Source organism: Modicisalibacter sp. 'Wilcox', from assembly GCF_010993675.1.
GTDB lineage: Bacteria > Pseudomonadota > Gammaproteobacteria > Pseudomonadales > Halomonadaceae > Modicisalibacter > Modicisalibacter tunisiensis.
This window is the reverse complement of the sequence record NZ_WNXF01000006.1, coordinates 132,024-144,239: the sequence shown is the minus strand read 5'-3', so window position 1 is coordinate 144,239 and position 12,216 is coordinate 132,024. Positions and strand designations below refer to the sequence as shown.

Here is a 12,216-nt window from a genome sequence, read left to right as displayed (position 1 = left end):
TTTTTCGTCTCGGGCGGCTATCACCTATGCTGACAGCGTCTTCAGGCGGATCGGGAGCGTGTCATGAACGCCAGGGGAATGCTCGAGGAATTGATGAAGCAGGCCGGCAGCCGCGGCAAGCGCAGCCCGGATCCACGCCGACTGGTGCCCGGCAGCGCCCTGGGAATCCTGCTGGGAACCCATCGCGGGCGGCGTGCCGGCCGACGGGCGATCCAGTACGGCGCCCTGGCCGGGCTGGGAACGCTGGCCTGGCGCGCCTGGCAGTCGCACCAGGCCGGTCGGGACACGAGCGAAACGGCCGTGCCCGACGATGGCGAGCCACTGGAACAGCTGCAGGGCGAGGCCCTTGAAGCTCGCAGCATGGCGCTGCTCAAGGCGATGATCGCCGCCGCCCGGGCCGACGGCCATATCGATGCCGCCGAGCGCGCCCAGCTGGTCGAGCAGATCGATGCGCTGGGAGCCGACCCGCCGTTGCTGGCCTGGGTGGACGAGCAGCTCCAGGCGCCGCTGGATGCCGGGCAGCTGGCGATGGACGCCGACTCGCCCCAGGCGGCGCGTGAAATGTATCTGGCCAGTGTCGCCATCATCGACGTGCAGAATCCGATGGAGCGAGCCTGGCTCGACCAGCTTGCCGCCTCGCTCGGGCTGGGAAGCGAGGTGGTCGAGGCGCTCGAGGCCAGGACCGCGAACGGCGGTTGAGACGCCCGGGCATGATGGCCCCGCACGGCGTGCGGGGCGCAAGGTGCATGGTCATCGACACACAGGAGAGAATCGCATGGATGACAGGCAGGCGAAGGAGGAAGTGGGCCGCTGGCTCGATCGCTGCTGCGGTCAGGCATGTCGCCTGGATACGCGCAGCATGCTGACCGGCGGGGCACTGGGGCTGCTGCTGAGCAGCCGCCATGGTCGCAGTGCCCTGGGCAAGGTGATCAAGTACGGCGCCGTGGCGGGGCTGGGGGCCCTGGCATGGCGGGAGCGGGAGCGACAGCGCGGCAGGCCCTCGGAAGCCGCGGCACCCGGCGGCTCGACCGGCACGGCCGAGCCGCCCGAAGTCTTCGAATCGCCCTCGGGCGAGCCGCCGGCAGTTCCGCCGCGGGGCGAGGACCCGCCGTCTGTCTGAGTAGAATGGCGGCGCTTCAGTCGCGATTCGGCGTGGCGCTGATCCGGTGCAATGCCAGGTCGGCGCCCTCGAACTCCTGCTCTTCGCTGAGACGGATACCCACCAGCCGCTTCATCCCGCCGTAGACGATGCCGCCGGCGACGACCGCCAGAACGATGCCGCCCAGCGTGCCCACGAGCTGCGCGGCCAGGCTGACGCCACCCAGCCCGCCCAGCCAGGACTGACCGAACAGGCCGGCGGCGATGCCGCCCCAGGCGCCGCAGATGCCATGCAGCGGCCACACACCCAGTACGTCGTCGATGCGCCAGCGGTTCTGGGTCAGGGTGAACAGCGACACGAACAGGGCCCCGGCCACGGCGCCCGTCGCCAGGGCGCCGATCGGGTGCATCAGGTCCGAGCCGGCACAGACCGCCACCAGCCCGGCCAGCGGCCCGTTGTGGATGAAGCCCGGGTCGTTGCGGCCCAGCGCCATGGCCGCCAGGATGCCGCCGACCATCGCCATCAGCGAGTTGACGGCGACCAGGCCGCTGATGCCGTCGAGGGTCTGCGCGGACATCACGTTGAAGCCGAACCAGCCGACCGTCAGGGTCCAGGCGCCCAGCGCCAGGAAGGGGATGCTCGACGGCGGGTGGGCGGCCACCGCGCCATGACGAGGATAGCGCCCACGCCGCGCACCCAGGGCCAGCACCGCCATCAGCGCCACCCAGCCGCCGAAGCCGTGCACCACCACGGAGCCGGCGAAGTCGTGGAAGGGATGGCCGAAAGTCCGGGTCAGCCAGTCCTGAAGCTGCCAGTTGTCGTTCCAGACGATGCCTTCGAAGACGGGGTAGGCCAGCCCGACCAGCAGCAGGGTGGCGGTGAACTGCGGGTAGAAGCGGGCCCGTTCGGCGATGCCGCCGGAGATGATGGCCGGTATGGCCGCGGCGAAGGTCAGCAGGAAGAAGAACTTGACCAGGCCATAGCCATGATCGGCCGACAGGCTCTGGGCGCTGACGAAGAACCCCGAGCCGTAGGCGATGAGGTGGCCGATCGTGAAGTAGGCCACGGTCGAGGCGGCGAAGTCGGTGATGATCTTGACCAGGGCGTTGACCTGATTCTTGGCGCGTACCGTGCCGACTTCCAGGAAGGCAAAGCCGGCGTGCATGGCCAGTACCATGCAGGCGCCCAGAAGCAGGAACAGGACGTCGGAGCTGGAAGGCATGTCAGTCATGGCGTGTTGTGTCGTTGTGTGGGTTCCTGGTGCACGCCGCGGTGCAGAAGGCGAGCGCGGACCCTTTTCAAGCACGATGCATGCCAGCTTTCTTTTCATCGTGAAAACAGCGAGTTGTTGTCGAGCCTCACCAGAATGGCGCTTTTCGTGCACTGTTTTGGCGCGTCGCGACATCGATCCTGCACCAGACGGGTGCCCGGCCGGCACTGGCTTGCGCCCGAAATGCGCATGAATTTGCAGAGCCGGTGGGCTGTATCGACGGCGGGGGAAGCGTATGCTTATCTTGCAGTGCAGCACTCACTTCCGGAGTCGACCCATGTTTCCCGTCAATGCCTCGCTTGCCACGTCACTGACCGCCCTGTGGGACCCCCTGGGGCTGGGCCAGGCCGCCGTCGACTACTGGCGAGACACCCTCGAGCGCAGCGTGCTCTACCTGGATGTCATGCGCCAGCGGGGCAATCAGTATCTCGAGCACATGGAGCAGACGCGCCCCTCGGTGCTGGGTTTCGAGGCGGAGCTGCTGATCGACGGCCGGACGCTGGCGCGGCCGGTCAACTACGAACTGCTGCGCATCCTGCCCCCCGAGGGGGTCGAGATCGACGAGGATCAGCGTCCCTTCGTGGTGATCGACCCGCGTGCCGGGCACGGTCCGGGGATCGGCGGGTTCAAGCCCGACAGCGAGATCGGCGTGGCCCTGCGGGCCGGCCATCCCTGCTATTTCATCGGCTTCCTGCCGTTCCCCGAGCCCGGCCAGACCGTCGAGGACGTAATCGAGGCGGAAGTCGAGTTCCTGCGTGCCGTCATCGCCCGGCATCCGCAGACCACGGAACGGCCCATGGTGGTCGGCAACTGCCAGGCCGGCTGGCAGATGATGATGGCGGCGGCGCTGGAGCCCGCCTGCTTCGGGCCGATCCTGATCGCCGGCGCGCCGCTGTCCTACTGGGCCGGCGAGCGTGGCAAGGCACCGATGCGCTACACCGGCGGCATGACCGGCGGCAGCTGGATCACGGCCCTGGCCAGCGACCTGGGGGCCGGCAGCTTCGACGGCGCCTGGCTGGTGCAGAACTTCGAGAAGCTCAACCCGTCGAATACGCTCTGGAGCAAGCAGTATCGGCTGTTCGCCAACATCGACAGCGAGGCCGAACGCTATCTGCAGTTCGAGCGCTGGTGGGGCGGGCACGTGGTGCTGGCCGGCGAGGAGATCCAGTACATCGTCGACAACCTGTTCGTCGGCAACCGCCTGAGCACCGCGCAGCTGCTGACCCGCGACGGCCGGCGCATCGACCTGCGCAACATCCGCTCGCCGATCGTGGTGTTCTGCTCACGGGGCGACGACATCACGCCGCCGCCCCAGGCGCTGGGCTGGATCACCGACCTCTACGACAGCGTCGACGACATCCAGGCCAACGAGCAGACCATCGTCTACTGCATTCACGACACCACCGGGCACCTGGGGATCTTCGTCTCGAGCAGTGTCTCGCGCAAGGAGCATGCCGAGTTCACCGCCAACATGGACTACATCGACATCCTGCCGCCGGGCCTGTACGAGACCCAGGTCACCGAGCGGCCGGCGTCGGCCAACGGGTCGGTCGACGGCGACTACCTGCTCGAGTTCTCGCCGCGCGAGCTCGACGATGTCGAGGGCGTGGTCCAGCCGCTGCAGGAGGACGAGCGGCGCTTTGCCACCGTGGCGCGGCTTTCCGAGATCAACCTGGGGCTCTACCAGCGCTACCTGCAGCCCTGGCTGCGTGCCTGGATGACCCCCGAGGCCGCGCGCTGGATGCGCCGCCTGCATCCGATCCGCCTGGGCTACAAGCTCTTGTCGGATCGCAATCCGGCGACCGTGCCGCTGCCGGTGCTGGCCGATGCCGTGCGTGCCAATCGCGCCCCGGTCGGCGACGGCAACCCCTGGCGGGCCGTCGAGCAGGTGGTGTCCGACAATATCGTGCGCGGGCTCGATGCCTACCGGGACATGCGCGATCGCGCCACCGAGTGGGCGTTCCTGGAAGTCTACGGGCAGCCCTGGCTGCAGATCCTGGCCGGCCTGGGCGCCGATCGGGGCGAGGTGCCCAACCGGCGTCCCGGTCGTGCGCCGGAACATCGGCACTTCATCGCCCGGCGGCGTGCGGAGCTGCGGGCCAAGATGGATCAGGGGACCAGCCATGACGCCGTGGTCCGTGCGATCATCTTCGTGCTGGGCGGCGCACCCTCGACCGACGAGCGCAACTTCCAGCGCCTGAAGGCGACGCGGGCCGAGGTCGAGCCGGGCACCGATCTGGCGCATTTCAAGGCGGTGGTCCGCGAGCAGTTCTTCGTGCTCAAGCTCGATGCGGTGGCGGCGCTCGAGGCGCTGCCGACACTGCTGGCCACGGACTCCGTCGAGTCCATCGACCGGCAGCTGGCCCACGTCGAGCATGTCGTGGCGGCCAGCGCGCCACTGTCGGCCAGCAGCCAGATCCGGCTCGAGCGGGTGCGGACCCTGTTTCACACCGCCCGCGAGGCCGCGAGGGAGCGGATGAAGAAGGCGGAGGGCGGCGCGAAGCCGGAACTGCCTCGCGCCTGAGGTGTCGTCAGGTTCGGGTGCGCGAGGCGATCCACTCGCCGGCATCCGGAATGTTGATGTCGTAGTTTTCCGCCACGTAGGGCGAGCTGATCATGAAGTCCGCGCTCGCCGCGTTGCAGGCGACCGGTACGTTCCACAGGGCCGCCAGCCGCAGCAGGGCCTTGACGTCCGGGTCGTGGGGCATCGGCGAGAACGGGTCCCAGAAGAAGATCAGCAGGTCGAGGCGCTGCTCGGTGATGCGCGCGCCGATCTGCTGGTCCCCGCCCAGCGGGCCGCTCATCAGGCCTTCCACCGGCAGTCCCAGCGTATCGGCGACGCGCCGCGCCGTGGTGCCGGTGCCCAGCAGGTCGTGGGCGGCCAGGATGCTCTTCCAGCGCCTGGCCCAGGCCAGCAGCTCCTCCTTCTTGCCGTCATGGGCGATCAGCGCGATGCGCTTGCGCTCGGGCAGGGTGCGCGTGACATCCCGGGCGGGGCGAGCGCTCATGACGTCGCTTCCATGTCGAGGATCTTCATGGTGTTGGTGCCGCCGTGGGCGTTCATGTGATCGCCGCGGGTGAGGATCACGTGATCACCGCCCTCGGCGATGCCGCGCTCGCGCAGCAGCTTGAGGGCCCGGGCGTCGAGGTCCTCGGCGGGGATGTCGGTGGTGTCGAAGGGCAGCGAGACCACCCCGCGATACAGCGCCATGCGCCGCTGGGCGATGGGACTGTGGGCCAGCCCGACGATCGGCAGCCCCGAGCGGATCCGCGAGGCGATCAGCGGCGTGTAGCCGGTCGAGGTCATGCAGGCGATCGCCGCCACTCCGGAAAGGTGGTTGGCGGCGTACATGGCGGACAGCGCCACCGTCTCGTCGATCCGCGAGAAGCCCTCGTGGATGCGGTGCTTCGACTCCTGGGCGCTGCGCTCGCGCTCGGCGCCCAGGCACAGCCGGTCCATCGCCTCGATGGTCTCCACCGGGTAGTCGCCGGCGGCGGTCTCGGCGGAGAGCATCACCGCGTCGGTGCCGTCGAGCACGGCGTTGGCGACGTCGAACACCTCGGCGCGGGTGGGCAGCGGCGACTCGATCATCGACTCCATCATCTGGGTGGCGGTGATCACCGCGCGGTTGAGGGTGCGGGCACGCTGGATCAGGCGCTTCTGCACGCCGATCAGCTGGGCGTCGCCGATCTCCACGCCGAGATCGCCGCGGGCCACCATCACCGCCTCGCTGGCGCGGATGATGCCGTCGAGCGTGTCATTGTCGGCGACCGCCTCGGCGCGCTCGATCTTGGCCACCAGGCCGATCTCGGCACCCGCCTCGCCGAGCAGCTCGCGGGCGAGCTGCATGTCGGCCGCCGAGCGCGGGAAGGACACCGCCAGGTAGTCGACGCCGATGTCGATGGCGGTCTTCAGGTCCTCGCGGTCCTTGTCGGTGAGCGCCGCGGCGGACAGCCCGCCGCCCTGCTTGTTGATGCCCTTGTTGTTGGAGAGCTTGCCGCCGACCCGCACGCGGGTGTGCACGCGGGGCGGTTCGACGCGCTCCACTTCCAGTTCGAGACGGCCGTCGTCGAGCAGCAGCACGTCACCCGGGGCCACGTCCTCGGCGAGCTGCTGGTAGTCGCAGCCGACCCGGGTGGCGTCGCCGGCATCGCGATCGAGCGAGACGTCGAGGACGAAGGGCGCGCCCTCCTCGAGGGTGACCGCGCCCTCTTTGAGGCGGGCGATGCGGATCTTGGGCCCCTGCAGGTCGCCCAGGGCGGCGACGGTGCGACCGTGGCGCTCGGCGGCCTCGCGCACCGCGACCAGGCGGCGGCGGTGGTCCTCGGGGCTGCCGTGGGAGAAGTTGAGGCGCACCACGTCGACGCCGGCGGTGATCATCGCGTCGAGCACGCCCTCGCGATCGCTGGCGGGGCCCAGGGTGGCGACGATCTTGGTGCGACGGATGGGGGCATGGCCGTGCAACGCTTCCGGCATGGGGGTCTCCTTGGTTGGGCGCTTCATCGATGCATGGAACAGCGTGGCAAATTCTCGTCGCGAGTACCGCCACTGCAGGCCGGCAGGGAGGGCTCCACGAGCCAGCACGCGTCGCCATGCTTTTATGTAGTCATTTTACTACATAATACTACAGCACGATGTCAGCACCGAAAACAGACTCGTCCGCGCGGGGCAGGCAGGTACCGCGGCGACGAGGAAGCTTGCGCAGGCACTTGGGTCATGGCTAGTGTCATGAAGGCCGGCCCGGCGGCAGGCGGCCCGGCCGGCCCCGACCCGTGACTGGCGTGAATCAGGTGGCTGGGGTAGGGTAGGCGCATTTTTCCGCCGACAGCCCGGCGCCGTCGGCAATGGACACCTTGCCGGTTCCCGACGCCGGGAGCCGGCCAGTCGAAAGTGGAGCACTATGGGCAAGTCACTGGTCATCGTCGAGTCGCCGGCCAAGGCCAAGACGATCAACAAGTACCTCGGCAACGACTATATCGTGAAGTCGAGCGTCGGCCATATTCGCGACCTGCCGACCAGCGGCTCGGGCAAGAATGCCTCCGACCCCAAGGAGCGCGCGCGCCAGGCGGCGGCGACCCGCAAGATGTCGCCGGAAGAAAAGGCGGTCTACAAGAAGCAGAAGGCCTGGACGCAGCTGGTTCGTCGCATGGGGCTCGACCCGGAACACGGCTGGGAAGCCAACTACGAGATCCTGCCCGGCAAGGAGAAGGTCGTCGAGGAGCTGGCCAAGCTGGCCAAGAAGGCCGATGCCATCTATCTCGCCACCGACCTTGACCGCGAGGGGGAGGCGATCGCCTGGCACCTGCGCGAGACCATCGGCGGCGACAACGACCGCTACAAGCGGGTGGTGTTCAACGAGATCACCAAGAATGCCATCCAGGAGGCCTTCAAGGAGCCGGGGACGCTCAACATGCCCCGGGTCGAGGCGCAGCAGACGCGTCGCTTCCTGGACCGGGTGGTGGGCTTCATGCTGTCGCCGCTGCTGTGGAGCAAGGTCGCCCGCGGCCTGTCGGCAGGGCGCGTGCAGTCGGTGGCGGTGCGCCTGATCGTCGAGCGCGAGCGCGAGATCCGCGCCTTCGTCCCCGAGGAATTCTGGGATGTGCATGCCGACCTGACGCCCGCCGGTGACGACACTCCGGTGCGCTTCGAGCTGGTCCGCCAGGACGGCAAGCCGTTCCGGCCCACCTCCGAGGCCGAGACCCTGGAGCGCATCGCCGCGCTGCGCACGGCGGAGCTGGCGATCACCGCCCGCGAGCAGAAGCCGACCCGCTCGAAGCCCAATGCGCCCTTCATCACCTCGACCCTGCAGCAGGCGGCCAGCGGCCGGCTGGGCTTCTCGGTCAAGAAGACCATGACGCTGGCCCAGCGGCTCTACGAGGCGGGCTACATCACCTACATGCGGACCGACTCCACCAACCTCTCCCGGGAGGCGGTGGACAGCGTGCGGACCTACATCGGCGAGGCCTACGGCGAACGCTACCTGCCGGAGTCACCCAACCGCTACTCCAGCAAGGAGGGCGCCCAGGAGGCCCACGAGGCGATCCGGCCGTCGGAGGTGACCCGTACCACCGCCGACCTCAGCGGCATGGAGCGCGACGCCGAACGGCTCTACGAGCTGATCTGGCGGCAGTTCGTGGCCTGCCAGATGACGCCCGCCGAGTACCTGTCGACCACGCTGACCGTCGAGGTCGACGGCTACGAGCTGCGTGCCCGCGGGCGGGTACTCAAGTTCGATGGCTACACCCGGGTGATGAAGCCCACCGGCAGGAAGGACGAGGACCAGACGCTTCCCGACCTGGCCGAGGGCACCGCCATGCAGCTGGTGTCGCTCGACCCGCAGCAGCACTTCACCAAGCCGCCGGCGCGCTTCACCGAGGCGAGCCTGGTCAAGGAGCTCGAGAAGCGCGGCATCGGTCGGCCGTCGACCTATGCCTCGATCATCTCGACCATTCAGGATCGCGGCTACGTCAAGCTCGAGAACCGGCGCTTCTATGCCGAGAAGCTCGGCGACATCGTCACCGACCGGCTGGCCGAGTCCTTCGACGACCTGATGGACTACGGCTTCACCGCGCGCATGGAGGACAACCTCGACGAGGTCGCCGAGGGGCAGCGCAACTGGAAGGGGCTGCTGGACGACTTCTACGCGCATTTCAAGCAGCAGCTCGAGCGGGCCGAGGCCGAGGACGGCATGCGTCCCAATCAGCCGGTGCCCACCGACATCGACTGCCCCAAGTGCGGGCGCAAGATGCAGATCCGCACCGCCTCCACCGGCGTGTTCCTGGGCTGCTCGGGCTACAACCTGCCGCCCAAGGAGCGCTGCAAGACCACCATCGACCTGATCCCCGGCGAGGAGGCGGTGGCCGCCGACGCCGGCGAGGATGCCGAGACCGATGCACTGCGCGCCAAGCATCGCTGCCCCGAGTGCGGCACGGCGATGGACAGCTACCTGATCGACGAGACCCGCAAGCTGCACATCTGCGGCAACAGCCCCGACTGCGCCGGCTACGAGATCGAGACCGGCAAGTTCAAGATCAAGGGCTACGAGGGGCCGACCATCGAGTGCGACAAGTGCGGCGCCGACATGCAGCTCAAGTCCGGGCGCTTCGGCAAGTACTTCGGCTGCACCAACGAGAACTGCAAGAACACCCGCAAGCTGCTGCGCAACGGTGAGGTGGCGCCGCCCAAGATGGACCCCATCCCGATGCCGGAGCTGGCCTGCCAGAAGGTCGACGATCACTACGTGCTGCGCGACGGGGCGAGCGGGCTGTTCCTGGCGGCGAGCCAGTTTCCCAAGAACCGCGAGACACGCGCGCCGCTGGTCAGGGAAATCCGCGCGCATGCCGAGGCGCTGCCCGAGAAGTATCGCTTCCTGCTCGAGGCGCCCGACGAGGACCCGGACGGCCGTCCGGCACAGATCCGCTTCTCGCGCAAGACCAAGAGCCAGTACGTGATGACCGAAAAGGACGGCAAGGCGTCCGGCTGGAAGGCGACCTACGACGATGGCCGCTGGCAGATCGAGGACAAGCGCAAATGACGCCACGGGGACGCACCAACCAGTTGCTCTATCAGGCCGAATTGCTGCTCGGCATGCCCGTCGGCGATGACGAGCATGCCTCGGCACGCCGCATGGCGCGCGAGGAGGGGGCGCTGGCGCTGCTCGGCCTGGCACTGAACGCGGCGCTGCGCGAGCTGACCGAGCATGCCGCCCTGGCGAGCCATGACTGGCGCGACCTGCTGGGATCGCAGGGCGAGAGCGTTGCCGAGCTGCAGCGCCTGCGGGTACTGCGTGCCGACCCGCAAAGCTGGCTCGGGCACTTGTGCGCGCAGCTTGACGCCCTCGAGTCGGTCGAGGGGGCGGCACGTCGCGAGGCCGACGCCTCGCTGATCGCCATCGCCGATCGTCGCCCCCTGGGCGAGGAGCTGCAGGCCGGCATCCAGGCATTCAAGGCCGAGCTGGCGCGCCTGCGTGAAACCAGCGTCGAATGGTGACGCTCGCGGCGCGGGAGTGGTAAGCTGGGGCAAAGACAATGACGACCACGGCCATGCGCTGTGGTCGTTTTTTGTTGTCATGACAGGACATACCGAGGTGACCGTGTCTGAGACCGCCGTACTGGAAATCGTCGAGCTCGCCGATGGCGAGGTTATTCTGCGTCCCGCCGAGGGGGAGGGGGAACCGCTGCTGCGCATCCGCTTCTCGGAAGAGGCCGCGGGGCTGCTGCGAGAAAGCCGCTTCGAGGTGGCCCGCGAGATGATCGATCACGCGATCACGCGCACGACCCTGTGGGAGGGCGAGCGCGAGGAGGCCTCGGTTCCCGAGACGGTACACTGAAAGCCTCTCGCAGGACGCCCATGCCGGCCTGAGCCGGTGCCGTCAGCCACCTCGCGCTGCATTCGGCCCGGCGAGAGCCCCTCCGGCCGGCGCCGAAGCCCGACGACGCCTGCCGCCATAGCGGCTACCCTCAACACTGGCGTGGCGAGGGAGGGCAGGGAAATGCGTCTGAGGATCGGTTACGAAATCGTCTACGAATGCCCGCAAGCGTTGCCGATGATCGTGATGACGCACGTGCACTCGTCACGGGCGTCGGACCTGGTGGCGCCGGATTACCTGATCACGGTGCCGTCGCTGCCCACCGAGCCCTACCGCGACTCGTTCGGCAACTGGTGCGTGCGGCTGGTGGCGCCGCCCGGCCGCACCGTGATCGCCGCCGATGCGGTGATCAACGACCCGGGTCAGCCCGACCTGATGCATCCCGAGGCGCAGCAGGTGCCGGTGGAGCGGCTGCCGGCGGAGACCCTGCTGTATCTGATCGGCAGCCGCTACTGCGAGACCGATCGGCTCTCCGACATCGCCTGGCAGCTGTTCGGCAATGGCCCCACCGGCTGGCAGCGCGTGCAGGCCATCTGTGACTTCGTCCACCGGCACATCAGCTTCGGTTACCCGTATGCCCGGGCCACCAAGTCGGCCTGGGAGGTCTATCACGAACGGGGGGGCGTGTGCCGCGACTTCGCCCATCTGGCGGTGACCCTGTGCCGGGCGATGAACATTCCGGCACGCTACTGCACCGGTTATCTCAGCGACGTCGACATCTCGCCACCGCACGCGCCGATGGACTTCCATGCCTGGTTCGAGGCCTATCTCGACGGTGGCTGGTACACTTTCGATCCGCGCAACAACGATCGTCGGATCGGCCGTATCCTGATCGCCCGGGGGCGGGACGCCGCCGATGTGCCGATCGCCAACACCTTCGGGCCCAATCGCCTGGCAGCGTTTCGGGTCTGGGCCCATGAAGATGACGGTCATTCGCCGCTGTTGCCTGGCTGACCCCTTTTCCTCGACACCGGAGCCGAGCCGTGGAGCGCATTGCGATCCTGGTCGACGTGCAGAACGTCTACTACACCACCCGTCAGGCCTTCGGCCGGCACTTCGATTACCGGGCGTTCTGGCGCCGGGCCTCTGCCGGCCGCCACGTCGTCCAGGCGCTGGCCTATGCCGTGGACCGCGGCGACGACCAGCAGCGTCGCTTTCAGGACATCCTGCGCGGCATCGGCTTCACGGTGAAGCTCAAGCCGTTCATCCAGCGTCGCGATGGCTCCGCCAAGGGTGACTGGGACGTGGGAATCACCCTCGACGCCGTCGAACTCGCCACCGAGGTCGAACGCCTGGTGCTGGTTTCGGGTGACGGTGATTTCGCCCTGCTGGCGGACCGGCTCGCCGAGCGTTTCGCCATCCCGGTCGAGGTCTACGGTGTGGCGGAACTCACCGCCGAGGCGTTGAAGCACTCGGCGGCGGCGTTCATCGCGATCGACGACGCGCTGCTGGTCCCCCGGCCGGGGTGACGTCGCCGG

General features: G+C 68.4%; 11 protein-coding genes. 8 read left to right on the top strand and 3 right to left on the bottom strand.

What is annotated here, in order from left to right; translation table 11 throughout:
• Nucleotides 1-63: 63 nt before the first annotated feature.
• On the top strand, nt 64-699 hold the full coding sequence (locus G7A98_RS07700; RefSeq protein WP_163649063.1) for a tellurite resistance TerB family protein: 636 nt from the start codon (nt 64-66) through the stop codon (nt 697-699).
• A 76-nt stretch (nt 700-775) separates the two neighbouring features.
• Nucleotides 776-1,120 carry a DUF533 domain-containing protein gene (locus G7A98_RS07695; RefSeq protein WP_163649062.1) on the top strand — a complete coding sequence of 115 codons (345 nt, stop codon included), beginning with the start codon at nt 776-778 and terminating at the stop codon, nt 1,118-1,120.
• Nucleotides 1,121-1,136: 16 nt separating this feature from the next.
• On the opposite strand, the gene G7A98_RS07690 is transcribed toward G7A98_RS07695, so the two are convergent.
• Nucleotides 1,137-2,330: an ammonium transporter gene (locus G7A98_RS07690; protein ID WP_163649060.1), complete on the bottom strand. Its 1,194-nt coding sequence runs from the start codon at nt 2,328-2,330 to the stop codon at nt 1,137-1,139.
• Nucleotides 2,331-2,646: 316 nt separating this feature from the next.
• On the opposite strand from G7A98_RS07690, the gene G7A98_RS07685 reads away from it, so the two are divergent.
• A complete protein-coding gene (locus tag G7A98_RS07685) occupies nt 2,647-4,893 on the top strand; it encodes a DUF3141 domain-containing protein (RefSeq protein ID WP_163649058.1) in 2,247 nt (748 codons plus the stop codon).
• Between the two features lie 7 nt (nt 4,894-4,900).
• Here G7A98_RS07685 and G7A98_RS07680 read toward each other — a convergent pair whose 3' ends face one another.
• Nucleotides 4,901-5,377: a methylglyoxal synthase gene (locus G7A98_RS07680; protein ID WP_163649057.1), complete on the bottom strand. Its 477-nt coding sequence runs from the start codon at nt 5,375-5,377 to the stop codon at nt 4,901-4,903.
• Nucleotides 5,374-6,846 (bottom strand): pyruvate kinase, encoded by a 1,473-nt coding sequence (pyk, locus tag G7A98_RS07675; RefSeq protein WP_163649055.1) that lies wholly within the window; start codon nt 6,844-6,846, stop codon nt 5,374-5,376. The genes G7A98_RS07680 and pyk overlap by 4 nt, the downstream gene beginning before the upstream one ends.
• A gap of 424 nt (nt 6,847-7,270) precedes the next feature.
• Between pyk and topA the strand changes: the two genes are divergently transcribed.
• The 5 genes from topA (at nt 7,271) to G7A98_RS07650 (ending at nt 12,207) form a co-directional block, all read left to right on the top strand.
• On the top strand, nt 7,271-9,904 hold the full coding sequence (topA, locus tag G7A98_RS07670; RefSeq protein ID WP_163649054.1) for a type I DNA topoisomerase: 2,634 nt from the start codon (nt 7,271-7,273) through the stop codon (nt 9,902-9,904).
• Nucleotides 9,901-10,359, top strand: a complete 459-nt coding sequence (locus G7A98_RS07665) for a DUF6586 family protein (RefSeq protein WP_163649053.1) — start codon at nt 9,901-9,903, stop codon at nt 10,357-10,359. The genes topA and G7A98_RS07665 overlap by 4 nt, the downstream gene beginning before the upstream one ends.
• Nucleotides 10,360-10,462: 103 nt before the next feature.
• Nucleotides 10,463-10,699, top strand: a complete 237-nt coding sequence (locus tag G7A98_RS07660; RefSeq protein ID WP_163649052.1) for a hypothetical protein — start codon at nt 10,463-10,465, stop codon at nt 10,697-10,699.
• A 162-nt stretch (nt 10,700-10,861) separates the two neighbouring features.
• Complete coding sequence (locus tag G7A98_RS07655) at nt 10,862-11,692, top strand: transglutaminase family protein (RefSeq protein WP_163649051.1); 831 nt, start codon at nt 10,862-10,864, stop codon at nt 11,690-11,692.
• Nucleotides 11,693-11,721: 29 nt separating this feature from the next.
• Nucleotides 11,722-12,207, top strand: a complete 486-nt coding sequence (locus G7A98_RS07650; RefSeq protein WP_163649050.1) for an NYN domain-containing protein — start codon at nt 11,722-11,724, stop codon at nt 12,205-12,207.
• Nucleotides 12,208-12,216: the final 9 nt, after the last annotated feature.